The organism is Streptomyces sp. NPDC126503 (assembly GCF_040302405.1).
Taxonomy (GTDB): domain Bacteria; phylum Actinomycetota; class Actinomycetes; order Streptomycetales; family Streptomycetaceae; genus Streptomyces; species Streptomyces gulbargensis.
This window is the reverse complement of sequence record NZ_JBEORS010000006.1, coordinates 280,172-304,812: the sequence shown is the minus strand read 5'-3', so window position 1 is coordinate 304,812 and position 24,641 is coordinate 280,172. Positions and strand designations below refer to the sequence as shown.

Genomic DNA, 24,641 nt, shown 5'->3' with positions numbered 1-24,641 from the left:
CCAGAATTCAGATGGGTGAACAGCAGTTGCCGGAAAGTGGGGGGAAAGGGTGTAGAAAGCGCTTTCATCGACGCTAGGGCGAGGATTGTGAACACGTCAATACGTAGGAGAGTGAGAGAGATTCAGCGCTGTGAACGCGAGGGCAGGGTGTGAGCGCGGGGCGCGGGTACTTCCGGACCGTCTCCCGTCCGGGTGCGGGGTGCCGTCCACCGGCCTACCGTGGGCGGACGGAAGCGGCCGGTGATGCCCGGCCGGAGGCGGCCGGGGCGGCCGGGCCGCTCCACACGGGCGCACCGGTGGCCGACTGGCGGGGACGACACGCGAAGGGGGCACGCCCGTGCCGATGCCTGAGCCCGATCCCGGGTCCGGACGGGACCCCGCGCCGCCGACCCCCGACCGCCGTCTCACCGTCGTCGTGATCACCCACAACCGCCGGGACCAGCTGCTCGCCACCCTGGACCGCCTCGCGGCCCTTCCCGAGCGGCCGGAGATCGTCGTGGTCGACAACGCCTCCACCGACGGCACACCCGCCGCCGTCGCCGCCGGCCACCCCGAGGTGGCCGTCCTGACCCCCGGTCGCAACCTGGGCGCCCCCGGCCGCACCCTCGGCGTGCGGTACGCCCGTACCCCTTATGTGGCGTTCTGCGACGACGACTCCGGCTGGGAACCGGGTTCCCTGGCCCGCGCCGCCGACCTGCTCGACCGGCACGCCCGGCTCGGCCTGGTGGCGGCCCGGGTACGGGTCGGCGCCGGCGGCGACGACGACCCGCTCAACGACGTGCTCGCCGGCTCACCCCTCGGTTCCCCCGGCGGTCCGCCCGGACCGCGCGTGCTCGGCTTCCTGGCCTGCGCCGCCGTCGCCCGCCGCGCCGCCTACCTGGAGGCGGGCGGCTACCACCCGCTCCTCTTCCTCGGCGGTGAGGAGACCCTCTTCGCGTACGACCTCCTGGCGTGCGGCTGGGACGTCCGCTACTGCCCCGAGGTGGTGGCCCTCCACAGCCCCGTCGGAGGCGTCCGCCCCGGCCGGCCCGCCGTGCAGCGCCGCAACGCCGTCGTCACCGCTCTGCTGCGCCGGCCGCTCCCCGTGGTCCTGCGGCAGGCCCGGGCACTGGCCCGCGACGCGCGCCGCGACCCGGACGCCCGGGAAGCGCTGCGCGGCGTGCTCGCCAGGCTCCCGGCGGCCCTGCGCGAGCGCAGGACGCTGCCGCCGGCCGTGGAGGCCGCGGCGCGCCGCGTCGACCGGCACGGTGAGGGGCGCGGCGGCGCTGGCACGGCGGACCGGGCCTCCGCGCGCGAGGGCGGCTGAAGGTCCCTCCGGGCGTGGTGCTCCCGCCGCCGGTGAGCGGGCGGGCGTACGGCGGACAGGGGCGCGGGCCCGGCGTCGGAACAGCCCTGTCAGGGCCGGGTTCCGCGGGGCCGGTGCCCCCGGGCGGGTTCGCGGCGGTCAGGGCCGGGCTCGGGCTCTGCGGGAGCCGGTGCCCGAGCATGCCGTGGCGGATCGGGAGCGGGCCTGGAGCGGCCGTGTCGCGACGGTCAGGAGCGGGCCTTGCGCGTCCGTGACCGGTTCTCCTTGCGGATCGCCTCCAGCAGTTCCTCCCGGCTCATGCGGGACCGGCCGCTGATCTCCAGGCGCTGGGCGAGCTCGTACAGATGGTGCTTGGTGGCCTGCTCGTCCACGCCCTCGCCGCTCGGCGCCGGCCGCTCGCGCGGCGTCGCCGCCCGGGCGTCCGACGGCCCCTTGCGGCCGTGCTCCTTGCGCTCCCAGTGATCCCCGACCTTCTCGTACATGTGCTTCAGGGCACTGAACGCCACCCGGTGCGCCCGCTCACCCTCCCCGTACTGGTCCACGGCCGCGTCGTGCGCCTTGATCCAGGTGCGCTGCGCCTCCTCCGGGGAACGTTCGAGGGTCGACGGGAGCTCGTCTCGTCCCGGCATGCTTCACCTCCGCTGGGGTCCGGGGCCACGGCCAGGGCGAGGCCCCTTGCGACGCAGGGCGCGTTCCCTCGCCGCTCGCGGGCCGATGTTCCGGGTGCCGGGGCCGTCCGGCACCCGGGTCGCGCCCGGTCGCCGGACGGTCCGGTGGTCAGCCGCCGAGGCGGGCGCGGAGCAGCTGCTTGCCGAGTTCGGCGCCCTTGCGGCTGTCGGACTGGGCCTTGCGGAAGAGTTCCGCGACCTCGCTGTCGTTCTCCCGCTCGGCGTCCTGGATGTACGTCTCCAGACGCAGCGCGTTGTCGAGGCAGCTCTCCACGTACCAGACGAGGTTGTAGTCCTTGTCCTTCGTGCCGGTGATGCCGCCGGTCTCGGTGTCGTGCGTCATGGTGATTCCCTTCCTTCCTCGGTGACTCGGTGAAGCGTTCCTCGGAGGTGGTCGTCGCGCCCGGCGAGAGCGGCGCATGTTCTCCGGAGGGCCGGACCGGCCCGGGCCCGCTGTCCGGAAGATTCCGGATTTCCGCTGCGCGGCTTCTGTCGCCTTGCGCCACGGTCCGCCCGTACCCGCTCACCGATCCGGTATGCGGCTCCTCTCCCGTCGGCGGAGGCACGGGGGAGAGGTGACGGGGGACGGAGGGGGCGGGGCCGCCGGGGCGAAAATCCGTCGCGCCGCCCGGGAGCAGGGGCGAGACTCCTCCCATGGCGGACATGGAGGCGTTCCGGGAAGCGGTCACGGCGTGGGCGGCCGGGGGCCCCGGCGACGCCGTCCCCGATGCGGCCGCGCTGCTGTCCGTCCGCACGGTCGTCCTGCTCGAAGGCCCGAGCGACGTCGCGGCGGTCGAGGCACTGACCGGACGCCGGGGCCGGGACCTGGCCGCCGAAGGCGTGTGCGTGCTGTCGATGGGCGGGGCCATGAACGTCGGACGCTTCGCGCGCCTCCTCGGCCCGGCCGGCCTCGGCCTGCGTCTCACGGGCCTGTGCGACGCGCGCGAGCGCGGCTACTACGCCCGTGGCTTCGACGCGGCCGGCGCGCGCCACGACTTCTTCGTCTGCGCGGCCGACCTGGAGGAGGAGCTGATCCGCGCGCTCGGCGCCCCCCGGGTGTGCGAACTCGTCGAGACGGAGGGCGACCTGCGCGCCCTGCGCACCTTCCTGAGCCAGCCCGCCCAGCGGGGCCGTACCTCCGAACAGCAGCTGCGCCGGTTCCTCGGCACCAAGAAGGGCCGCAAGATCCATTACGGCCGGGTCCTCGTCGAGGCCCTCGCCCCGGACGCCGTACCCGCCCCGCTCGAAGACCTCCTGGCCACCCTCTGACCCCCTCCGGTCCGGATCCCGCGCACGGTCGGAGCGCTCGCGCCGCCGGCGTACGCCTCGCTGCGGCGTACGGGTCGCACAGCGGCCCCGGTCCAGGGGACTCGCGTGGGTGTACGGCCGGCCACGCGCCCCGGGGCACCCCCCTGGGGGCGGGGCGGCGGGGGTGCTGGAATGGTCCTCATGGCCGACACTCCGCCCCGCGCCGGTACGCCCGTCTCCCCCGGCCCGGCCGGCATCCCCGACACCGACCTGCTCGTCATCGGCGGCGGTCCGGCCGGCTGCGCGGCGGTCCGCATGGCGGCGGCCGTCGGGATGCGCTCGGTCCTGGTCGAACCGGAGGCGCTGTGCCACACCCTGCACCGCATCCCCGCGCTGAACAACGTCCTCGGCGGCCACACCACCGGCCCCGCACTCGCCGAGGCCGTCACCGCCGAGGTGACCGGCACGGACCTCTGCCGCCTCCTGCTCGGTCACCGCGTCAGCGCGCTCCGCGCCGCCGACGACCATGTCACCGCGACCCTCGGCACCGGCGTCCGGCTCTCCGCCCGGTACGCCGTGGTCGCCACCGGCGTCGGCCCCCGCCTGCCCCGCGACACCGCCTGGATCACCGCCCCCGCCGGCCCGGTCCCACCACCGCTCTGGCAGGCCGACGCGGCCCGCGCCGAAGGCCGTACGCTCCTCGTCCTCGGCGGCGACCGCCCCGTCGGCACGTTCCTGCGCGCCCACCCGGCGACCCGTACGCGCCTCCTCGTGGCGTACCCGGCGGCCGACGCGTACAAGACCGAGGAGATCCGGGAGGACCCGCGCGTCACCCTGCTGCCCGTCGAGCACCTGACGCTGAGCGGCGGGACCGGCGCCCCCGTGGCGGCCGAGGCCGTGGGGAGGGACGGCGTACGGCACACGGTCACGGCCGACGCCGTGTACCTCAGCCTCGGCAGCGCGCCCGACGCCCCGCCCGGCGACCTCGTGCGCGACGGCGACGGCTACTGCCCGCCGGCGGCGCAGCACCCGCGCGTCCTCGTCGCCGGCGACCTCCGGTCCGCTCGCTACCAGCGGATCATGACCGCGTTCGGCTCCGGAGGAGAGGCCGCGCTGCGCGCCTACTACGCCACGTCCCAGGGCCCGGGGTGACGGGCCCGGCCCTCCCCGGAGTCCCGGTCCGGCCGGGGAGGGGGCCTCACCCTCCGCCGCGCGCCGGCGGCCCGGGGCTCCTGGTGCCGCCGACGGCCGCCGCGGGCCGGAGCATCTGCCCCGCCGCGAGCCCGCGGTAGGCGGGGCTGCCGGCGAGCAGCTCCTCGTGCCGTCCGGCGGCGACGGCACGGCCCTCCTCAAGGACGATGATCCGGTCGGCGTGCTGGACGGTGGAGAGACGGTGGGCGATCACCAGGACGGCCGCCTCCCGTGCCGCGTCCCGCATGACGGTGGTGAGCGCCGTCTCGTTGACGCTGTCGAGGTGGGAGGTGGGTTCGTCGAGCAGGAGGAGCGCCGGGCGGGCCAGCAGGGCGCGGGCCAGGGCGACCCGCTGGCGCTCGCCCGCCGACAGGGTGCCGCCGCGGGGCCCGAGCACGCCGCCCAGACCACCGGGCAGCCTGCGGACCACGCCTTCCAGCTGGGCGAGTTCCACGACGCGCCGCACCTCGGCGTCGGTGGCGCCGGGGGAGGCGTAGGTGAGGTTGTCCCTCAGCGTGCCGTGCACGACGTGGAGGCCCTGGTCCACGACCGCGATCCGCTCCCGGCAGGCGGCGCGGCTCAGTTCCGCGGCGGGCCGCCCGTCGAACAGCAGACGGCCTGCGTCCGGTTCGTAGAAGCGGGCGGCGAGGGCGAAGACGGTGCTCTTGCCGGCGCCCGACCGGCCGACGAGGGCCGTCTGGCCGTGCCGCGGGACGGAGAAGGAGACGCCCCGCAGCACGGGGCGGCCGGCCGTGTAGCCGAAGTGCACGTCGTGCAGGGCGAGTACGGGAGCCCCCTCCGCCCCGGCGGCCACGCGCCCCCGTTCCCGCTCCCGCACGACGGTGATCGTGGCCCGGGTGCGCGGCCCGGTACCGGGCCCTCCGCCCGGCCCTCCGCCCGGACCTTCGCCCGGCCCTGCGCCCGGCTCCGTGTCCGGTTCCGCCGGTTCGACCGGCAGACGGAGGGCCTGGTCGATGCGCTGATAGGCGCCCATGCCCCGCTGGATCAGCCCGACCGCGCGGAAGACCGAGGAGAGCGGGAGGACCAGATAGGAGGCGTAGAGCAGGAAGGCGACCAGGTCGCCGAGCGAGTTGTCCCGCCCCGCCACCCGCAGTCCGCCGATGACGAGGACGATGAGGAAGGAGCCCTGGACGGCGAGTTCGACGGCGGGGCTCATCAGGGAGGCGAGCTTCGCTGTCCGTACGCCCGCGCCGTACGCCGCCTCGACGCGCTCGCCCACGCGCGCCGCCTCCCGGTCCTCCGCCCGGTGGACGCGGACCATCGGCAGGGCGCCGAGCGCGCGGTCCAGGTCCGCGGCGATCGCCCCGACCGATTCCTGCATGCGTTCGGAGGCGGCGCGGATGCCCTGGAGCAGGGAGGCGACCACCACGGCGGCGAGAGCCACGGTCAGGGCCACCAGAAGCAGCAGGAGCGGGTCGATCCAGAGCATCAGCGCGATCGCCCCCGCCGAGACCAGGGCACCCGTCACGAGGTCGACCAGGGCCTGGGACACCACCTCCCGCAGCAGGGTGGTGTCGGTGGTGACCCGGGAGATCAGATCGCCACTGCGCTGCCGGTCGTACTCCCGCATCTCCAGGCGCAGCAGCCGCCCCACCAGACCGTGGCGCAACTGCCGGACGACACCCTCTCCCGTGCGCTCCAGGACGAAGCGCCCCGCCGCGCCCGTCACCGCCTCCGTGACGAACAGGGCGGCGAGGACCACGAGAAGCGGCCACATCATCTGGCCCCGCCCGCTGGCGTCGACGGCGTGTTTGGCGACGAGCGGCTGGGCGAGACCGAGCGCGGAGCCGACCAGTGTGAGGGCGGTCGCGACGACGACGGACGCCCGGTGGCCGGAGGTCAGCCGGTACATGGTCGCGACCGCCGCCCGCGTGGACCGGTCGCCCTTCTCGGCGCCCCCGTCCGGGGCCGGGGCGTCCGCCGTCGTGGTCCCCTCCGGGACCGGGGCGTCCGCCGTCGTGGTCGCGTCCGCGCCGCGCGGGGTGGTGTCGGTCACGGGGCCGGCCGGCGCACGGGGGCGACCGTGATGAGCCGGGTGAAGTAGTCGTCGGGCACGCCCTCGTCGACGGGCCGGCCGTCCGCCTCGATCCAGGCGTGCGCGGTGAACGGCGGCACCACCCGCACCCCCGTGCACCAGGTCGGCCAGGTCCCCGTCAGACGGCAGAGCAGCGCCGCTCCCAGCGAACGCGGCAGGCAGCCCTTGGGACCGGCGCAGCGCAGGCTCACCGCGCACATGGCGCTGCGGGCGCGCGCGGCCCGCGCGGTGGTGGCGGGCGCGGCGCCGCGGCGCGCGAGGCCGAGCACGGAACGGATCCGGCGGGGCGGCAGGAAGGACAGCCCGATCGCCGGCAGCAGGACCAGCCGGGCGGCCAGGCGCCACACCACCGGGACGCCGGTCGGGCGCTCCAGGGCGCTGGGGGTCGTCACGCGGCCAGCCCGGAGGTGCGCAGCTGCCGCACGAGCGCCTCGACGTCGTGGCGCGCCTGCGCGGGCTCGATCTCGAACTCGCCGGTGAGGGCGGCGACCGCGTCGGCCTCGTCGCCGCCCGCCATGAGCGTCCTGACCACCAGGGAGCCGGTGGGGTTCAACTCCCAGTACTCGCCGGAGCGTTCGTCCAGGAGCACCGTGCCGTAGTCGGTGTCCGCCGTGGAGACGCCGGCGCCGAACCGCAAGGCCATGGTGTGCGTACCTTCCTGTGAGGAGTTCAGGGCCGGTTCCCGGTACCGGTCCCGGTGGTGACCGCCGGGTCCGTGGGCCGGGACAGGCCGCGCAGCCACACTTCGGCCGCGATGGTCGAGTAGAGGATCGCGTCGCGCAGTTCGGGTGTGGACGGGCGCCGGGCGAGTCGGCGCAGGGTCTCGCCGTCGACCAGGCCGAGTTGTTCGAGACGCGAGTCCTCCCACAGCGCCATCAGGTCGGCGCGGTGTTCACGCAGGCCGTTGGAGGCGTCCATGGACGCGGCGGCCTTCGTCGTGCGGCGCAGGCACGGCTCGGGGACGATCCCGCTCATCGCCGCCGTCAGGAGCGGCTTGTACCGCCAGGGCGTGACCCGTTCGTCCGGCCGGACCGCGAGACAGGTCTCGATGACGCGGTCGTCCAGGAACGGCGAGGCCATCGGCACCCCGGCGCGTGCCGCCATCCGGTCCCACTGGCGGATGATCCGCGTGCAGGCACGGATCTGGTCGAGATCGGCGTGCAGCCCGCGGTCCGGGTGGAGTGGAGCGGCGCTCCCGGCGGCCTCGCGCAGGACCCGGCCGATCATCCGCTCGGCGTCGGGGGTGACCCAGTCGAAGATCCGGGGCGGCATGCCCCAGCCGAGACCGGTGCGCACCGTCGCGGGCAGTGGCGCGCGCAGCTGCCCGGCGGCGTCGCCGAGCCACGTGCCGTACGGCCGGGCGTCGGCCAGCGCGCGGACCGTCTCGCCCAGCGGCCACTGCCACAGGGCGCGGAAACCCCGCAGCTGGCGCAGGGCGAACAGGGGCCGGGTGCGCGCCAGCCGGTGGTAGTACGCCTCGGAGCACCAGGCGACGTGGTCGCCCCCGATGCCCGTCAGGTGCAGCCGGCTGCCGCGCTCGGCCATGGCCGGCAGGTGGTGCAGGACGCGTGAGCGGTCCATGACGCCGATGGTGGGTTCGTCCAGCAGGTCGTCGATCGCCAGCAGGTCCTCGTACACGAGCGGTGAGGCGTCGGCGTCCCACACGACATGCTCGATCCCGGGCATGGCGCGGGCGGCCTGCTCTGCCCAGTACAGATCGGTGTCGGCGGGGTCGCGCCCCGGCCAGGTGCTGGCCACCACGCGGGCGGGGGAGCGATCGGCGAGGAAGCAGACGGAGGTGGAGTCCAGGCCGCCGGACAGGTCGCAGCTGACCACCCCGCCCGGGGCCGTACGGGCGTCCACCGCCGCGGTCAGGGCCTCCCTGACGGCGGGTGCGCCGGCGGCGAGCGTCCGCACCGGCTCGGGGGGTGTCCACCAGGCCGAGTGGCGTACGGTCCTGCCGTCCGGGGCGACGATCAGCGCGTCCTGGGGGGACACGGCGGTCACGCCCCGCCACATCGGGGTCTCGGCGAGCGGGTGGGGGACCGGCCACAACAGCCGCACCGCCACCTGCTCCGGGTCCGGTTCGGCACCGAGCGCCGCGGCGAGCACGTCGGCGCGGCTGGCGGCCACCCGTATCCCACCCACGGCGGCGTGGAACACCAGCCGGAGCCCGGACGCGGTGCCCTGCACGCGGAGCCGTCCGTCGAGCGCGCCGACGAGGTGGAAGCTCCCGGGCAGCGTCCGTGCCAGGGCGTCGAGCTGGGCGAGGTCGGACAGCCGCGCGGCACGGCGCTCCAGCTCGGCGGCGTCCACAGGACAGCAGCCGATGACGGCGAGGGCCGCGCGGCCGGCGTGCGCGGTCACGAGCTCCTGGTCGTGCCACCGCCCCACCAGCCAGGGCCGTCCCGAGGGGTGTGCCAGGACACGTGTCCCGGGGCGCGAGAAGGAGCGGGCCACGGCGGCCGCGTCCGCACGGTCGGTGAAGACCGCGAAGTGCGCGTCGCCGGGGCCCGTCCCCGCACTCTCGTGCAGTTCAGTCATGACGTCGGGTCGGAGCCGTCGGTCGTCAGTTCTTGCTCAGGATGAGCCGGTCGTTGCCGGAGCTCTGGAGGAGCCCCGTCTTCTTCCGGAACGACCCGAGCTTGGCGAGCGTCGGCGCCTCGTATGCCTTCTTCATGACCTCTCCTCAGGTGCGGCTGTACGTCCGCCTCCCTGGCCGTCCGCGAACCGGTAGCCGGTCCGCGGCGAGCCGGCCGGGGCTCATCGGGAGCCCCGGACGAGGAAGCGGTGCGTGTATCCAGCTATGCGCACGGAGCCGAGCCACAACAAGAGCGCCCGAGAAAGTAGGACTATCGGTCGATTTAGTGCGATGGCCGAATCTGTCACCGGGCGCGAAACGGCGGCCCGCACGCGCCCCTTGACGCCTCCCGCCCTCCCGCGCGCCGCACGGTGCGCTCGCGCTGACCGGCCCCCGCCGAGCCTCACGGGAGAACCCGAAGGGGCGCACGCCGGTGGCACAGGTTCCCCGGCCCCCCGGCGCCGCCCGGACCCGTTCCGGTGGGTTCTCTCCGGAGCCGACCCCGGACGAATGGCCGGATCCCGACGGCAGACGCCGCCGACTCCGGCCCTCCGGGAGCCCTTGGTCCCCGCTGCCCGGCCCGTTGTCGGTGGGTGTTCCTATGCTGAGGCCCATGAAGATCACCGAGCGGACACTCGCGGAGGCCTGGCAGCGGACGGCCGCCGGACACGACCTGCTCCACGGTGCCGCGCTGCCGCCCGTGGCGCGGTCGGACGACGCGCTGGAGGAGCTGGCCGAGCACGCCGAGGAGGTGGCGGACGGCGGCCTGTGCCTGGTCGTCGACGAGGACGGCACCGTGCGCGGCCATCACGGGCCGTACCAGCAGGTCTTCGCAACCCGTGACCTCGGGCAGGTGCTGTACCTGATCGCCGAGGACGCGGTGCTCCGGAGCGCCGGCGGCCCCGGCGAGGCGGCCGGTGCGCTGGATCGGATCGATCCCGTGTGGGGCCGCCGGTTCCGTGGCGGCGGCCTGGACGACCCGGGGACGGTCGGCGCGTGCGGGCGCGACCCGCTGGAGGGGTTCGCCTGGATCGCCCGGTCCTGGCGCGAACAGGCGCCGTACACGACCCTCGCCTTCTTCCGCGCGGCGCCCGGCGAGCCCGTCGACGCCGAGCGGCTGGCCCTGCTCTACGGGGCCGATCCCGCCCAGGTCGCGGCAGGCACGCGCCTGAAGGACCTGACGGCGGTGGACGGCGGCCGGACCCACGCGGACCGGCAGTGGGAGAGCTGCTGTTTCGGGCAGGCGGGCGGCTGGACGTACCTGCTGCACCACGACACGCCGCCGGGCGCCTTCGCCGACAAGGAGGCCTACCGGTCGCTCGGCATCACCGAGAGCGTCCGGCTCAGCGCCACCACGGCGAAGGCCATCTACACCTTCGACCACGACCGGGACGGCCGCCGCGTCGACGACGGCCTGGGCATGCTGGAGCTGATCTGGTACGAGCGCGGCCGCGCCCCCTACCCCCGGGGCGGCGAACTGGACCACCTCAACCGGGCGATACGCCGGGCCGAGCTGGACCACCCCGAGCTGACCGACACGTACGCGCTGTACTTCCACGCCCTGGAGACCTCCCTCGGTCTGCGGCTGCCGCGCCGCGACGTCGTGGAGGGGGAGATACGGGCCGCGTACTGGGCCTGACCGGCAGGCCCCCGTACCGGCCGGCCCCCACCGAGTGACGCCGCGTGGTGAATGGAGCAAGGGGCGGTGACCGGGCGTCCGAGCCGTCGTTGGGCGTCGCCGAGTGCGACGAAGCGACGAGAGGTGGACCTGTGGTGGTCAGCGCGGAACACGGCGGCCGGGGCGGGGGCCGGTGGGCGTACATCGGGTCGTTCACGGCCGGGGGCGGCGACGGGATCACCGTCGCCGAGGTGAGGGACGAGGACGGGGCGCTGGTGCCCCGGGCGACGGTGGCGACGGTCGAGAACCCCTCCTGGCTGGCGCTCGACCCCGGCACCGGGGTCCTGTACGCGGCGAGCGACACGGAGCGGGGCGCGGTGGCGGCCCTGCGGGCCGAGGGGGAGAGGCTGACCCCGTTGGGCCCGGCCGTGGAAGTGGGCGGGGAGGGGCCCGCGTACGTCGACGTCGTGGGAGGCCGGGTCCTGACCGCGCACTACGGTTCCGGCGGTGTCGGCACCCTGTCGGTGCGGGAGGACGGGAGCCTCACCGGACCGCCGGTGGTGCTGGCGCACCGGGGATCCGGGCCGGACCCCGAGCGGCAGCGGGGCCCCCACGCGCACCAGGTGCTGCCCGACCCCGGCGGGCGGTGGGTGCTGAGCGTGGACCTGGGAACCGATTCCGTACGGGTCTGCGCGCTCGACCGGGAGACGGGGGCGCTGCGGGTGCACGCCGAGACGGCCCTGCGCGCCGGCTCCGGGCCCCGCCACCTGGCGTTCCACCCGGACGGCGCGGTGGTGTACGTCCTGCACGAGCTGGAGCCGCAGATGACGGTGTGCCGCTGGGAGGCGGAGGCCGGGCGGCTGGAACCGCTCGCGGAGGTCGCCGTCGACACGACGGGGCTCGCCGCCGGCGAACGGGCCTACCCCTCCGTCGTGTCCGTCTCACCCGACGGGCGCTTCGTCCGGGCCGCCGTGCGGGGCAGCGACCGCGTCCTCACCTTCGACCTCACCGGCGACGCCGAGAAACCGCAGCTCGTCGACGCCGTCGGGTGCGGCGGCAGCTGGCCGCGCGACCTGGTGACCGACGCGTCGGGGCGCCGTGTCTACGTCGTCAACGAATGGTCCGGCGACATCACCTGGTTCCACGCGGACCCGGAGACCGGCCGTCTCGTCCGCGCCGGAGCGGTGGCGGTGCCGGCCGCAGCCTGTCTCGTCCTCGCCTGAGCGGGCGGGCCCCGGCCGGGAGCCCGCCGGTGCTCACTCGGCGACCTCGGTCCGTTCCCACCACTCGTACACCCGCAGGGTGCCCTCCGCCGTGTCCTGACGGCGCGGCGTCTCCCTGAAGTGTTCGTAACCGCCCCGGTGGGGGATCTTCACGTCCTCACCGGGGTTCGCGGCCGGGACGACCCGCTCGGGCAGCTCGTCCGGCCCGCCTTCCAGAAACACCTTGTGCGCCATGGCACCAGTCTCACCACGGGCGCCGCCGGCCGCACCCGGGGCGCCCGCGTACGGGAGGAACGCGCCGGCCTTCTCGGCGAGCATCCGGTCGAGGAAGGCCGGCGCCTCGTCGCCGAGCATCCGGTACAGCGCCACGAGGCCGGTGATGGCGGTGTCCGCGACCTCCTCCTGCACGTGCCGCCACGTGTGGCTCCGCCCCTTCCGGGGGTTGGTGCCCATGGCCCCGATCACGGCCTGCGCCGATTCGCCGACCTCCTCGGCCAGCTTCAGGACCTGCAGGGTCCACTGCTGTTCGGGAGGGATGCCCCGTGCTGTGTCCAGGGCCGTGAAGAGGCCGGCGAGGCGGCCGATGGTGTCCCACGGGGGAGGTGTGGCCAACGGGGGCTCCTTCCGGGGCGGAGGTCACATCGGACGATCGGCGATGACGGACCGTCCCGCCGCAGACTCCCCAGGAAACCCCTCCCTCACCCGCCCGCCGGCACCCGCTCGTACGGACGGCGGGTGAGCACGCGGACCCGCCGAAGGCCCGACGCAGTCCTCGACTCCGGAGGAGACGACGTGCCCCCCGGCGAGCCGGCCCCCCGGGGCTCAGGGCGTCGGCCTACAGCCAGTCCCGCCGCTTGAAGATGACGTACAGGCTCGTGCACACCACGGCCATGAGGAGGATCGCGAAGGGGTAGCCGCCCACCCAGTGCAGCTCCGGCATGTGGTCGAAATTCATGCCGTAGATGGTTCCCACCAGGGTGGGGGCGAAGAGGATCGCCGCCCAGGCGGAAATCTTTTTGATCTCCTCGTTCTGTTCGAATCCGGCTTCGGCCAGAGCCCGCATCTCGGCGTTCTGCTGCTGGGTGACCAGGGTGCCGTTGACCGTCAGGATCTCCGTGAGGGCCTGGCGGAAGCCGTCGACGCGTTCGCTGGTGTGGGTGACGTGATCGGCGACGTCACGGAGGTAGCGCTGGAGTTCCTCGTCCGTGCCGTACTTGGCGAAGCCCGCCATCAGGCCGTGGAGCATGCCGACCAGGGGACGGGTGGCGCGCTGGAACTCCACCATCTCCCGGGAGAGTTCGTAGATGCGGCGGGAGACCGCCGGGTCGCCGCCGAAGACCTCCGTCTCGATCTCGTCGATGTCGTTCTGGACGCCCGCGACGACGGGGGCGTAGCCGTCCACCACCGCGTCGAGGATCGCGTAGAGGACCGCTTCCGGGCCGAGGGCCAGCAGGTCCGGGTCCGCCTCCATGCGGCGGCGGACGGCGGAGAGGTCGGGGGCCGCGCTGTGGCGGACCGTGATGACGAAGTCCGGGCCGACGAAGACGTGCAGTTCCCCGAACTCGACCTCCTCCTGCGCGTCGAGGTAGCGAGCGGCGCGCAGGACGACGAAGAGGGTGTCGCCGTACCGTTCCAGTTTCGGGCGCTGGTGGGCCTCCATCGCGTCCTCGACGGCGAGCTCGTGCAGGTCGAACTCGGCCGCCAGGGAGTGCAGTTCCTGCGCCGTCGGCCGCTGGAGACCGATCCAGGCCATGCCGTCGGGGTGCTCCCGCAGCTGCCGGAAGGTTTCCGCGAGCGTGGCGGGGGAGGCGACCCGCCGGCCGTCCCGGTAGAGGCTCGCCTGGACGACGCTCGGACCGTCGCCGCGTGCGGGCGCGGACGGCGCCGCCGGAGCGGGGGACGGCGCGGTGGCCGGTTCGGACGGGCGGCGCCGGGTGGCGCGGGGGCGGCGGTCGGGCACGGACCCTCACCTCCTGGATCTCCGGGCACGTTCCCGCAGGATATCGGGGCCGGGCAAGCCCGGCCCGGCGCCCCGCACGGACCCGGCCACCACCCGGCACCGCTCACCGGCCGCACCCGCCCTCTCGCCCGCCGCGGCCCGGGACCCGCACCGCGCCGCGTGCCCCCCGCCCCCGTGGCTCCTCCCTCCCCGGGAGCGCGAGTACCGTCCCGGGCATGGCCTCCACGACGACGTACCCGGTCCTCGGTCCCCGCGCCCTGAACCGGGCCACCCTCGACCGTCAGCTGCTGCTGCGCCGCGCGCCGCTCACCGCCGAGCAGGCCGTCGACCACCTGGTCGGGCTCCAGGCGCAGAACACCAAACCCCCGTACTACGCGCTCGCCGCCCGCCTCGACGGCTTCCGGCCCGCCGATCTGTCGGGGCTCATGGAGTCCCGTACCGTCGCCCGCATCGTGACCCTGCGCTCGACCGTCCACACCCACACGGCCCGGGACGCGGTCGCCCTGCGCGGGTTCGTGCAGGCCGGGGCCATCGACCGCGAGCTGTCCCTGTTCCGCAAGGGCCTCGCCGGGGTGGACCTGGACCGGCTCGCCGCCCGCTCCCGCGCGCTCGTCGAGGAGCGGCCGCGCACCCCGAAGGAACTGCGCGAGGAACTCCTGCGCGACTGGCCCGACGCCGACCCGCAGTCCCTCTCGGTCGCGGCCCGCTGTCTCCTCCCGCTCGTCCAGGTCACCCCGCGCGGTCTCTGGGGCCGCTCCGGACGGGTCGCCCTCACCACCGCCGACGACTGGTTCGACGTACCCGCCTTCGGGCCGGCCGACCCCGAGGCAACCGTCCTGCGGTACCTCGCCGCCTTCGGTCCCGCCTCCGTCAAGGACATGCAGACCTGGTGCGGTCTCACCCGGCTCCGCCCCGCCTTCGAGCGGCTGCGGCCCCGGCTCCTCGCCTTCCGGGACGAGCACGGCACCGAGCTCTTCGACCTCCCCGACGCGCCCCGCCCCGACGAGGACACCCCCGCCCCGCCCCGCTTCCTGCCCGAGTTCGACAACCTGCTGCTCTCCCACGCCGACCGCACCCGCGTCGTGCCGCCCGCCCACCGCACCCGCACCTGGACCGGCAACCAGGCCCACCGCGTGTTCCTGCTCGACGGGTTCCTCGCCGGGATCTGGCACCTCGCCGAGGAGAAGGACAGGACCACCCTCACCGTCGAGCCCTTCGCCCCCGTGACGTCCGCCCAGCGCACCGCCCTCACCGCCGAGGCCGAACGGACCCTCCGGATCACCGTGTCGGAGGGCGTGCCGTACGACATCGTCTTCTCGCAGGAGGGGTAGGCCCGGACGGTGGCCACCATGGGGCCGGCGCACCGCGTCCCCGACCGGGAGGGAGCACCCGCCATGCCGAGAATGACGTCGCCGAACTCGCCCGGGATCTGGGCAGGAGGCTCTTTCCCGTCGGCTACGAGGAATTCGACGGCGCGATGGTCCTCATCGACGACACCGGACGGTTCTTCCTCCCGCACCACACCGGCCCCTCCTTCCTCGGAGCGGACCCCTACCAGGCCGTCAGCTGTCTGCTGCGCGGCCCCCAGCAGGACGCGGCGGACCACGTCGTCCGGCACCGCTGCGGGAACGGCGACCCGGCCGCCCGCGCGCGGGACGGCCACGGGCAGGACCGCCCCGACCGGTGACGGCGAGCCCCGGGCGGTCGCGGCCTACGGCAGGATCCCCGCCCGCCGAGCCGCCACCACCGCCTCCAGTCGCGTGTGGGCGCCGAGTTTGCGCATCGCCGAGCGCAGGTAGCCCTTCACCGTCTCCGGACTGAGGCCGAGACGCCGGGCCGCCGCCGCGTTCGTGGCGCCCGAGGCGACCGCCGCGAGGACGTCCGTCTCGCGGGGGGTCAGCGTCACCGAGGGCGGCCCGGGGGGCGCGCCGGCGGCCGACTCCAGACGGCCGCAGACGGCGAGCAGCCGCGCGCGGAGGTCCGGGTCGGTCACCCGGGGCAGCAGGCCCCGCAGTTCGCCGTGGGCCTGGCGGACCTGCTCCCGGGAAGGGACCGGGGGCGGTGGGGCGAGCAGGTCGCGGACCTCCTCCCGTACGGCCAGGGCCTGTTCGACGTCCCGGGCCGCCGCGACCGCCGCGTCGAAGACCCGCTCACCGATCGGCAGCGCGTCGCGCAGGGCCCCGTACAGCACCCCGCGCACCGTACGGCGGACGATCACCGGCACCGCGATCACCGCGCGCAGGCCCTCCGCCGCCACCGGCCCGTCGTACTCGTGGGTGATGTGCCGCGCCGAACGGTAGTCCGTGACCGCGCACGGCCGGGACAGGGCCAGGCACTTCCCACCGAGCCCGGAACCGGTCGAGACGGCGAGCCCGCGCAGCGCCGGGGTCACCGCCCCGCTGAGCTCCGCGATCCGCATCGTGCGGCCCTCCTGGAGCAGCCCGCCGAAGACGACGGGCAGCCCGCTGGCACGGCGCAGCCGCAGCAGCGCCCCGCGCAGCTCCACCGTTTCGATCCGCTCGGCCACGGAACCACTCCTTCACCCCCGAACGGGGGTAGTGAGACCTGGGTCACCGATTACACGATGGGTGGGACCGGTCCCGCAACGAGGAGGAGACATGACGGCAACGAGGGCGACGGACGCCACGGAGAGGTTCCGGACCGCCCGGGACTTCCTGCTCCTGCACCGCGAGGACTACGAGACGGCGTACGAGGGCTTCGCCTGGCCCCGCCCGGAGCGCTTCAACTGGGCGCTCGAATGGTTCGACGTCATCGCCGAGGGCAACGACCGCACCGCCCTGCACATCGTGGAGGAGGACGGCGTCGAGACGCGGATCAGCTTCGCCGAGATGTCCGCCCGCTCCAACCGGGTCGCCAACTGGCTGCGCGCCCAGGGCGTCCGCGCCGGTGACCGGATCGTCGTGATGCTCGGCAACCAGGCCGAGCTGTGGGAGACGATGCTCGCCGCGATGAAGCTGCGCGCGGTCGTCATCCCCGCCACCCCGCTCCTCGGCCCCGCCGATCTGCGCGACCGGGTGGAGCGCGGCCGCGCGCGGCATGTGATCGTGCGCGCCGAGGACACCGCCAAGTTCGACGAGGTGCCCGGCGACTACACCCGGATCGCGGTCGGCGGGAACGGGGTGAGCTGGCTCGGGTACGAGCACGCCGCCCGGGAACCGGCGGAGTTCGAGCCCGACGGCGTGACGCTCGCCGACGACACCCTGATGCTCTACTTCACCTCCGGCACCACCGCGCGCCCCAAGCTCGTCGAGCACACCCACACCTCCTACCCGGTGGGACATCTGGCGACCATGTACTGGATCGGCCTGCGGCCCGGCGACGTGCACCTGAACATCTCCTCGCCCGGCTGGGCCAAGCACGCCTGGTCGAACCTCTTCGCGCCGTGGAACGCGGAGGCGACCGTCTTCATCCACAACTACACCCGCTTCGACCCGGCGCGCCTCATGCGCGAGATGGACCGCCACGGGGTGACCAGCTTCTGCGCCCCGCCCACCGTGTGGCGGATGCTGATCCAGGCCGACCTGGGCCTCCTCAGGACCCCGCCGCGCGAGGTCGTCGCCGCCGGAGAACCGCTCAACCCCGAGGTCATCGAATCGGTGCGGCGCGCCTGGGGCGTCACCATCCGGGACGGCTTCGGCCAGACGGAGACAGCCGTACAGGTGTCCAACAGTCCCGGCCAGCGCCTCAAGGAAGGGTCGATGGGCCGCCCGAGCCCGGGCTTCCGGGTGACGCTCCTCGACCCGGTGACCGGCCGGCCCGGTGCCACCGAGGGCGAGATCTGCCTCGACCTGTCCGCCGACCCGGTGGGCCTCATGACCGGCTACCACGGCGACCCGGAGCGGACGGCGGAGGCGATGGCCGGCGGCTACTACCGCACCGGTGACATCGGGACCCTGGACGAGGACGGGTACATCCACTACGTGGGCCGGGCGGACGACGTCTTCAAGGCCTCGGACTACAAGATCAGTCCCTTCGAGCTGGAGAGCGCGCTCCTGGAGCACGAGGCCGTGGCCGAGGCCGCCGTCGTCCCCGCGCCCGACCCGGTGCGGCTCGCCGTCCCCAAGGCGTACGTCGTCCTCGCGGAGGGCTGGGAGCCCGACGCCGACACGGCGAAGCTGATCTTCGCGCACGCCCGGTCCGTCCTCGCCCCGTACAAGCGCGTCCGGCGCATCGAGTTCGCCGACCTCCCCAAGACCGTCTCCGGCAAGATCCGCCGGGTCGAACTGCGCCGGCTGACCGCCGAAGGCGCCTCCACGGGCCCGGAGTTCGCGGAGGGCGACCTGTCGTGACGGCACCGAACCTCTCGTACGCGCACGGGGCCGACGCCACCCCGCTTCTCGGCGACACCATCGGCGCGAGCCTCGACCGGGCCGTCGCCCGGTGGCCCGAGCGCGAGGCGCTGGTCGATCTGCCGACCGGCCGCCGCTGGACCTACGCCCGCTTCGGCGCCGACGTGGACCGGCTGGCCGGGGCGCTCCTCGGCAGCGGGGTGCGCAAAGGTGACCGGGTCGGCATCTGGGCCGTGAACTGCGCCGAATGGGTCCTCGTCCAGTACGCCACCGCCCGCATCGGGGCGATCATGGTGAACATCAACCCGGCCTACCGGGCCCACGAACTCTCCTACGTCCTGCGGCAGGCCGGCGTCTCGTTCCTCTTCGCCTCGCTCGCGCACCGGACCAGCGACTACCGGGCCATGGTCGAGCGGGTGCGCGGCGAGTGCCCCGCGCTGCGGGAGACGGTGTACTTCGGCGACCCGAGCTGGGACGCGCTGCTCGCCCGTACGGCCGGGGAGTCGCGGCCGGAACCGCTCTCCTGCGACGAGCCCGTCAACATCCAGTACACCTCGGGGACCACGGGCTTCCCCAAGGGGGCCACGCTCTCCCACCACAACATCCTCAACAACGGCTACTTCGTGGGGGAGATGATCGCCTACACGGAACGGGACCGGATCTGCGTCCCCGTGCCGTTCTACCACTGTTTCGGCATGGTCATGGGGAATCTCGCGGCCACTTCGCACGGCGCCTGCATCGTGATCCCGGCGCCGTCCTTCGACGCGGCGGCCACGCTCCGCGCGGTCCAGGACGAGCGCTGCACCTCCCTGTACGGCGTGCCGACGATGTTCATCGCGGAGCTGAACCTGCCCGACTTCGCCTCCTACGACCTGTCCAGCCTCCGCACCGGGATCATGGCGGGCTCGCCCTGCCCGGTGGAGGTGATGAAGCGGGTGGTCGCCGAGATGAACATGGCGGAGGTGTCCATCTGTTACGGCATGACGGAGACCTCGCCCGTCTCCACCCAGACCCGCCGCGACGACGACCTGGAACGCCGTACCGCCACGGTCGGCCGGGTCATGCCCCACGTGGAGGTGAAGATCGTCGACCCGGCGACCGGCCTCACGGTGGAGCGCGGCACCGCCGGTGAGCTGTGCACCCGCGGCTACGGCGTGATGCTCGGCTACTGGGACGAGCCGGAGCGGACGGCGGAGGTGATCGACGCCGGACGCTGGATGCACACCGGCGACCTGGCCGTCATGCGGGAGGACGGATACGTCCGGATCGTCGGCCGCATCAAGGACATGATCATCCGGGGCGGGGAGAACGTGTACCCGCGCGAGATCGAGGAGTTCCTCCACGGGCACCCGGAGGTCACGGACGTGCAGGTCGTCGGTGTGCCGGACGAGCGGTACGGCGAGGAGATCCTGGCCTGCGTGATCCCGCGCGACCCGGCCGACCCGCCCACCCTGGAGGAACTCACCGCCTTCTGCCGGGACCGGCTCGCCCACTACAAGATCCCGCGCCGGCTGGAGATCCTGACCGCGTTCCCGATGACGGTGAGCGGGAAGGTCCGCAAGGTCGAACTGCGCGAGCGGTACGGGGACGGCGGCTGAGGTTCCCCTACGGGCGGGGCGGCCCGGGCCGGTGGGGACCCGCCCCGCCCGCGCCTCAGGCGGAGCCGGTCAGCTCCCGCCGCATGCAGACGCGGGGCCAGGCGGCCAGGCCGTGTGCCGCCTCGGCCCGGCGGATCGCCCGCAGACCGTCGGTGAGGGCGGGATCCGTGTCGTCGAGCGGGCGGAAGCCGAGCCGCGCGTAGTACGGGGCGTTCCACGGGACCTCGGCGAACGTGGTCAGGGTCAGGGCTGCCAGGCCCTGGGCCCGGGCGGCGGACGCCAGGTGCTCGATGAGCGAGCGGCCGATGCCCCGGCGGGCCACGGCAGGATGGACGGACACCTGCTCGATGTGGGCGGCGCCGTCCACGGGTTCGGCCAGCAGATAGGCGACGGGCCGGTCGTCGGGGTCCGCCGCGACCCAGGCGTGACCCGCGCGGCGGTAGGTGTCCAGGACGTCCAGGGGCAGCGGGTCGTCGTCGGCGACGGCGGTCATACCGAGGGAACGGAAGGGCTCACCGGCCGCCCGTTCGATGTCCTGGAGCAGCGGAAGTTCAGCCGGAGAGGCCGTTCTGATGCGCATACCACAGTATGGCGCGGACTCACGGGAGGACACCGCCCGCGTCGTGGCCGGGGCGCCGGGACGGCCGGTTCCCGTCGGGCTCGAAGGGACGGTCGAGCAGCCCGCCGTCCCGCGAGAACCGGGGCAGGAACAGCGCCAGCGCGGGATCGCCGTACAAGGCCACGTACAGCTGCACCAGCTGTCCGTCCGTCACCGCGCTGCGGTGCGAGGGCAGCGGATACCGTTCGCGCAGGCCGGCGAGCAGGTCCCGGGCCGCCGGTGTGGCCGGGGGGACGAGCAGCAGGGCCGCCGCGGCGAGGACGGCCGCCGTGCCGGCCGCGAGGGCCGCGGCCCCCGCGCCCGGGGCGAGCAGCCCGGCGGCCACCGTCGGGAGCAGGCACCAGAGCACCCCGCGGGCGGCGCGCCGCCGGTTCGGCGGACGCAGCAGCCCCGCCCGCCCCAGGTCGGCCCGGAGCGCGTCCAGGGCCCGCCGCACCTCGGGGCGCGGGACCAGCTCGCGCAGCGGGAGGGCCCGGCGCAGGGCCCGGTGCACACCGAGCTGGAGGGGATCGGGGGTGCGGCCCGGCCCGCCGTTGGCCCGAATCGTACGTTTACGGCCCGCCGCGACGGCCCCGCGCTGATGAAGGGCCACGAGCGCGACCGTGACGGCGGCCCGGGGGCCGCCGCGGAGCATGGCGAGCGCCTGCGGCGAGGGCTCGGGGCCCCCGGCCCCCCACCGGCCGCCCCCGCTGCGGATTCGCCGGACATGCAACAGAAGGGCGGCGCACAGCAGTTCGCCGCACGCCGCTCCGATGAACCACCATGTCCCCGTCGGCATGACGCCCCACCCCCCGTGGATGTTCTGCCCGGGAAAGCGTGATCATCACGCGCGATTGGCCGAATTCGTGTACATGGCGCGCCCGCTGTACGGGGCTCAGGCGCCGCCCTCGGCCAGTTCGTCGGCCGCGCGGTTCACGGGCTGCGGGGTACCGGTGAGGTCCAGGACGAACAGCGGCAGCCCGATCTCGGCGGCACGGGCGCGGGCCTCCGGGGTGTAGCCGGCCAGCGAGAAGAAGACGCCGACGGCGGAACTGCTCAGTCCGGTCAGCCAGAGGCACTCGACGGCCCGCAGCCCGGCCGGCCGGGTGCTCGGGTTGACCTGGGCGACCAGACCCGGCCCGCGCAGGTCCACTCCCGAGGCCGGGCGCTCCTCGGGCTGGACCACGTCCCGGAAGCCGAGCCAGCGCAGGTATCCGGCGGCCGCCGCCACCGCGTCCCGCGCGGTCCTGATCGTCACGGGACGGAAGGCGGCCCGCAGGGGCCCCGGGCGGGGTGCGGCGAGCGGGGGCGGGAGGTCGGCGGGATGGCGCTCGCTGAAGGGCCGGGGCGCGGGGGAGCGGGGCGCGGCTCGGTCCGGGTCCGCGCCGGGCGCCGTCGCGGGACCCTCGGGCAGCGGCTCCCCGCCGCGCGGGCCCGGCGGCCCGTCGGCCCCGGCCTCGCCGGGGTGCGGCCCTCCCGTCCCGGGATCCGTGGTCGTCCGGCCGGTGGGGCTCGGGCCGAACCAGTCCGAGCCGGAAGTCCGCGCGGCGGTGCGGGGCGGAGGACCGGCCGGGTCGCCGGCGCCCGTACCGGAGGGAGCGGGCAGTCCGGTCGCACGGGACGGGGTGCCGGCGCCCGCGGCCGTGCCGGGCCGGCAGGTGACCGGGCCCGGGCCGCCGGTGAGCGGAGCCTTGGGCCGTGGTGCCCCGGGGTCCCGCCCGAGGGGCGCGCCGTCGACGGGAGCGGATCCCGCCACGGGCGGTACGGGCGCGCCGTCGCCGTTTCCGGCCACGGGGCCGGTGCCGCCCGGCGCGGGCGCGGTCCCCTCCACGGGGCCGGACCCGCCGTCACGCGGGTCGGGAGCGCGGGGCCCGGGCGCCTCGGCCGCGCCGGCCGCCTCCCCGCACCCGAACGCCGCGGAAGCCCCCCGTGCCTCCGGAGGGCCGGACGCCCCGGGCCCGTGATCCGGGCAGCCGCCCTCCGGTTCCGTCCCGTCCACCGCGCGGACCGGGACCCGGAGCACCGCGCCGCAGGCGCAGCCCAGCTCGGGGTGCGGCCAGTCGTCCTCCCGCCCGCAGGCGCGGCAGCGGACCGTGACCCACTCGTCCGTCCAGTTCCGGTGGGTGATCGGCAGGGCCGTCGCGCCCGCGATCACCGGCGGGGCCACCGGGCTGCCGCACGCGCAGGGGAAGACGGGTGCCGTGTACCCCTGGGTCCGCCTGCACTCCGGACAACGCACCGCCACCGACTCGGCCACTCCCTACCCCCTCGCGCTCGGCTCCATCGTCCACCCATCGCGGGACCGGAGGGAGGGTGTTCGGCCACATCGGTCGTCCCGGCGTACGGACTTCTCTTGACGGCCCCCGCGCCCCCACCTACATTGCTTCCGTATAGCAGAACAGCATTTCCGCATTACGGAAACAAGCGATGGAGCCTCCCGAGTCGAGAGTCCCGCTTGCCTCCGCCCGGCCGAAGCAGGAGCACTCCCATGCCTCGTATGACCGCCGCCGCAGCGGCCGTTGAGATCCTCAAGCGCGAAGGCGTCACCAACGCGTTCGGCGTGCCCGGCGCGGCGATCAACCCCTTCTACCGCGAGCTCAAGAACGTGGGCGGCGTCAGCCACACCCTCGCCCGCCACGTCGAGGGCGCGTCCCACATGGCCGAGGGCTACACCCGGGCCAAGGCGGGCAACATCGGTGTCTGCATCGGCACCTCCGGCCCGGCCGGCACCGACATGATCACCGGCCTCTACTCCGCCATCGCGGACTCGATCCCGATCCTGTGCATCACCGGCCAGGCCCCGGTCTCGAAGCTCCACAAGGAGGACTTCCAGGCCGTCGACATCGCCACCATCGCCAAGCCGGTCACCAAGGCCGCGACGACCGTCCTGGAGGCCGCCCAGGTCCCCGGCGTCTTCCAGCAGGCCTTCCACCTGATGCGCTCCGGCCGCCCCGGCCCGGTCCTCATCGACCTCCCGATCGACGTCCAGCTGACCGAGATCGAGTTCGACCCGGAGACGTACGAGCCGCTGCCGGTCTACAAGCCGCAGGCCACCCGCGCCCAGGCCGAGAAGGCGCTGAACTTCCTCCTGGAGTCCGAGCGTCCGCTGATCGTCGCCGGCGGCGGCATCATCAACGCCGACGCCTCCGACCTCCTGGTCGAGTTCGCCGAGCTCACCAACATCCCGGTCATCTCCACCCTCATGGGCTGGGGCACCATCCCGGACGACCACGAGCTCGCCGCCGGCATGGTCGGCGTCCAGACCGCGCACCGCTACGGCAACGCGACCTTCCTGGAGTCGGACTTCGTCCTCGGCATCGGCAACCGCTGGGCCAACCGCCACACCGGTTACAACATGGAGGCCTACACCAAGGGCCGGAAGTTCGTCCACGTCGACATCGAGCCGACCCAGCTCGGCAAGATCTTCGCCCCGGACTACGGCATCGCCTCCGACGCCAAGGCCGCCCTGGAGCTCTTCGTCGAGATCGCCAAGGAGTGGAAGGCCGCCGGCAAGCTGCCGGACTTCTCCGCCTGGGCCGCCTCCGCGCAGGAGCGCAAGGCCACCCTCCAGCGCCGCACGCACTTCGAGAACATCCCGATGAAGCCGCAGCGCGTGTACGAGGAGATGAACAAGGCCTTCGGCCCGGAGACGCGCTACGTCACCACCATCGGCCTCTCCCAGATCGCCGCCGCGCAGTTCCTGCACGTCTACAAGCCGCGCCACTGGATCAACTGCGGCCAGGCCGGCCCGCTCGGCTGGACCATCCCGGCCGCCATCGGTGCCGCCACCGCCGACCCGGAGACCCCGGTCGTCGCGCTCTCCGGCGACTACGACTTCCAGTTCATGATCGAGGAGCTGGCGGTCGCCGCCCAGCACAAGGTCCCCTACGTCCACGTCCTCGTGAACAACGCCTACCTCGGTCTGATCCGCCAGGCGCAGGGCGGCCTCGGCATCAACTTCGAGGTCAACCTCGAGTTCGAGAACATCAACACCCCCGAGATCGGCGTCTACGGCGTCGACCACGTCAAGGTCGCCGAGGGCCTGGGCGTCAAGGCGATCCGCGTCGAGGACCCGGAGAAGCTGGGCGAGGCCCTGGAGCAGGCCAAGAAGATGGCCGTCGAGTTCCGGGTCCCGGTCGTCGTCGAGGCGATCCTGGAGCGCATCACCAACATCGCGATGAGCAAGACCGTCGACATGAGCGACGTCACCGAGTTCGAGGAGCTCGCGACCGAGCCGGGCCACGCGCCGACCGCGATCAAGGCCCTCAAGGTCTGACGGTACGG

22 protein-coding genes and 1 pseudogene are annotated in these 24,641 nt (G+C 74.4%); 10 read left to right on the top strand and 13 right to left on the bottom strand.

Annotated features, from left to right (window positions below):
- Positions 1 to 343 precede the first annotated feature (343 nt).
- Positions 344 to 1,306: a glycosyltransferase family 2 protein gene (locus ABTY40_RS11500; RefSeq protein WP_352059329.1), complete on the top strand. Its 963-nt coding sequence runs from the start codon at positions 344 to 346 to the stop codon at positions 1,304 to 1,306.
- Between the two features lie 227 nt (positions 1,307 to 1,533).
- Here the strand turns inward: ABTY40_RS11500 and ABTY40_RS11495 are convergent, their stop codons facing one another.
- Positions 1,534 to 1,935: a ChaB family protein gene (locus ABTY40_RS11495; RefSeq protein ID WP_352059305.1), complete on the bottom strand. Its 402-nt coding sequence runs from the start codon at positions 1,933 to 1,935 to the stop codon at positions 1,534 to 1,536.
- A gap of 148 nt (positions 1,936 to 2,083) precedes the next feature.
- A complete protein-coding gene (locus ABTY40_RS11490; protein ID WP_309054386.1) occupies positions 2,084 to 2,317 on the bottom strand; it encodes a hypothetical protein in 234 nt (77 codons plus the stop codon).
- 311 nt (positions 2,318 to 2,628) lie between these two features.
- Between ABTY40_RS11490 and ABTY40_RS11485 the strand changes: the two genes are divergently transcribed.
- Complete coding sequence (locus ABTY40_RS11485; protein WP_352059304.1) at positions 2,629 to 3,243, top strand: TOPRIM nucleotidyl transferase/hydrolase domain-containing protein; 615 nt, start codon at positions 2,629 to 2,631, stop codon at positions 3,241 to 3,243.
- Between the two features lie 180 nt (positions 3,244 to 3,423).
- Complete coding sequence (locus ABTY40_RS11480) at positions 3,424 to 4,374, top strand: NAD(P)/FAD-dependent oxidoreductase (RefSeq protein ID WP_352059303.1); 951 nt, start codon at positions 3,424 to 3,426, stop codon at positions 4,372 to 4,374.
- 46 nt (positions 4,375 to 4,420) lie between these two features.
- Here ABTY40_RS11480 and ABTY40_RS11475 read toward each other — a convergent pair whose 3' ends face one another.
- The 5 genes from ABTY40_RS11475 to ABTY40_RS11455 all read right to left on the bottom strand — a co-directional run bounded on the left by ABTY40_RS11475 (position 4,421) and on the right by ABTY40_RS11455 (position 9,149).
- Positions 4,421 to 6,286 (bottom strand): ABC transporter ATP-binding protein, encoded by a 1,866-nt coding sequence (locus ABTY40_RS11475; protein WP_352059328.1) that lies wholly within the window; start codon positions 6,284 to 6,286, stop codon positions 4,421 to 4,423.
- Positions 6,287 to 6,426: 140 nt separating this feature from the next.
- Complete coding sequence (locus ABTY40_RS11470) at positions 6,427 to 6,861, bottom strand: lasso peptide biosynthesis B2 protein (RefSeq protein WP_345286270.1); 435 nt, start codon at positions 6,859 to 6,861, stop codon at positions 6,427 to 6,429.
- Positions 6,858 to 7,112 carry a lasso peptide biosynthesis PqqD family chaperone gene (locus ABTY40_RS11465; RefSeq protein ID WP_345286272.1) on the bottom strand — a complete coding sequence of 85 codons (255 nt, stop codon included), beginning with the start codon at positions 7,110 to 7,112 and terminating at the stop codon, positions 6,858 to 6,860. Before ABTY40_RS11465 ends, ABTY40_RS11470 begins: the two co-directional genes overlap by 4 nt.
- A gap of 26 nt (positions 7,113 to 7,138) precedes the next feature.
- The gene (locus tag ABTY40_RS11460; protein ID WP_352059302.1) at positions 7,139 to 9,013 is read right to left on the bottom strand and encodes a lasso peptide isopeptide bond-forming cyclase; all 1,875 of its coding nucleotides are present in this window, start codon (positions 9,011 to 9,013) and stop codon (positions 7,139 to 7,141) included.
- Between the two features lie 25 nt (positions 9,014 to 9,038).
- Positions 9,039 to 9,149, bottom strand: coding sequence for a keywimysin-related RiPP (locus ABTY40_RS11455; protein WP_345286276.1), 111 nt, complete (start codon positions 9,147 to 9,149; stop codon positions 9,039 to 9,041).
- A gap of 514 nt (positions 9,150 to 9,663) precedes the next feature.
- Here ABTY40_RS11455 and ABTY40_RS11450 point away from each other — a divergent pair.
- Together ABTY40_RS11450 and ABTY40_RS11445 are read left to right on the top strand one after the other, a co-directional pair.
- Entirely contained in the window at positions 9,664 to 10,689 is a 1,026-nt protein-coding gene (locus tag ABTY40_RS11450) for a hypothetical protein (RefSeq protein WP_352059301.1), read from the top strand.
- Positions 10,690 to 10,823: 134 nt separating this feature from the next.
- The gene (locus ABTY40_RS11445; protein ID WP_352059300.1) at positions 10,824 to 11,891 is read left to right on the top strand and encodes a lactonase family protein; all 1,068 of its coding nucleotides are present in this window, start codon (positions 10,824 to 10,826) and stop codon (positions 11,889 to 11,891) included.
- A 33-nt stretch (positions 11,892 to 11,924) separates the two neighbouring features.
- Here ABTY40_RS11445 and ABTY40_RS11440 read toward each other — a convergent pair whose 3' ends face one another.
- Positions 11,925 to 12,125 carry a DUF5988 family protein gene (locus ABTY40_RS11440; RefSeq protein ID WP_345286403.1) on the bottom strand — a complete coding sequence of 67 codons (201 nt, stop codon included), beginning with the start codon at positions 12,123 to 12,125 and terminating at the stop codon, positions 11,925 to 11,927.
- 601 nt (positions 12,126 to 12,726) lie between these two features.
- The gene (locus ABTY40_RS11435; RefSeq protein WP_352059299.1) at positions 12,727 to 13,851 is read right to left on the bottom strand and encodes a magnesium and cobalt transport protein CorA; all 1,125 of its coding nucleotides are present in this window, start codon (positions 13,849 to 13,851) and stop codon (positions 12,727 to 12,729) included.
- Positions 13,852 to 14,066: 215 nt separating this feature from the next.
- Between ABTY40_RS11435 and ABTY40_RS11430 the strand changes: the two genes are divergently transcribed.
- Together ABTY40_RS11430 and ABTY40_RS11425 are read left to right on the top strand one after the other, a co-directional pair.
- Positions 14,067 to 15,182, top strand: coding sequence for a winged helix DNA-binding domain-containing protein (locus tag ABTY40_RS11430; RefSeq protein ID WP_352059298.1), 1,116 nt, complete (start codon positions 14,067 to 14,069; stop codon positions 15,180 to 15,182).
- Positions 15,183 to 15,253: 71 nt separating this feature from the next.
- Positions 15,254 to 15,538 (top strand): annotated as a pseudogene (locus ABTY40_RS11425) (SUKH-3 domain-containing protein); the annotation flags it as partial.
- A gap of 24 nt (positions 15,539 to 15,562) precedes the next feature.
- On the opposite strand, the gene ABTY40_RS11420 reads toward ABTY40_RS11425, so the two are convergent.
- On the bottom strand, positions 15,563 to 16,378 hold the full coding sequence (locus tag ABTY40_RS11420; protein WP_352059297.1) for a helix-turn-helix transcriptional regulator: 816 nt from the start codon (positions 16,376 to 16,378) through the stop codon (positions 15,563 to 15,565).
- 91 nt (positions 16,379 to 16,469) lie between these two features.
- Between ABTY40_RS11420 and ABTY40_RS11415 the strand changes: the two genes are divergently transcribed.
- Entirely contained in the window at positions 16,470 to 18,161 is a 1,692-nt protein-coding gene (locus ABTY40_RS11415) for an AMP-binding protein (protein WP_352059296.1), read from the top strand.
- Complete coding sequence (locus ABTY40_RS11410; RefSeq protein ID WP_352059295.1) at positions 18,158 to 19,759, top strand: AMP-binding protein; 1,602 nt, start codon at positions 18,158 to 18,160, stop codon at positions 19,757 to 19,759. The genes ABTY40_RS11415 and ABTY40_RS11410 overlap by 4 nt, the downstream gene beginning before the upstream one ends.
- 55 nt (positions 19,760 to 19,814) lie before the next feature.
- Here the strand turns inward: ABTY40_RS11410 and ABTY40_RS11405 are convergent, their stop codons facing one another.
- From ABTY40_RS11405 to ABTY40_RS30875, 3 genes are all read right to left on the bottom strand, one after another.
- Positions 19,815 to 20,339: a GNAT family N-acetyltransferase gene (locus tag ABTY40_RS11405; protein WP_352059294.1), complete on the bottom strand. Its 525-nt coding sequence runs from the start codon at positions 20,337 to 20,339 to the stop codon at positions 19,815 to 19,817.
- A gap of 19 nt (positions 20,340 to 20,358) precedes the next feature.
- On the bottom strand, positions 20,359 to 21,156 hold the full coding sequence (locus ABTY40_RS11400; protein ID WP_352059293.1) for a TIGR04222 domain-containing membrane protein: 798 nt from the start codon (positions 21,154 to 21,156) through the stop codon (positions 20,359 to 20,361).
- Positions 21,157 to 21,252: 96 nt separating this feature from the next.
- Positions 21,253 to 22,524 carry a hypothetical protein gene (locus tag ABTY40_RS30875; protein WP_502990549.1) on the bottom strand — a complete coding sequence of 424 codons (1,272 nt, stop codon included), beginning with the start codon at positions 22,522 to 22,524 and terminating at the stop codon, positions 21,253 to 21,255.
- A gap of 321 nt (positions 22,525 to 22,845) precedes the next feature.
- On the opposite strand from ABTY40_RS30875, the gene gcl reads away from it, so the two are divergent.
- On the top strand, positions 22,846 to 24,633 hold the full coding sequence (gene gcl, locus ABTY40_RS11385) for a glyoxylate carboligase (protein ID WP_352059292.1): 1,788 nt from the start codon (positions 22,846 to 22,848) through the stop codon (positions 24,631 to 24,633).
- Positions 24,634 to 24,641 lie beyond the last annotated feature (8 nt).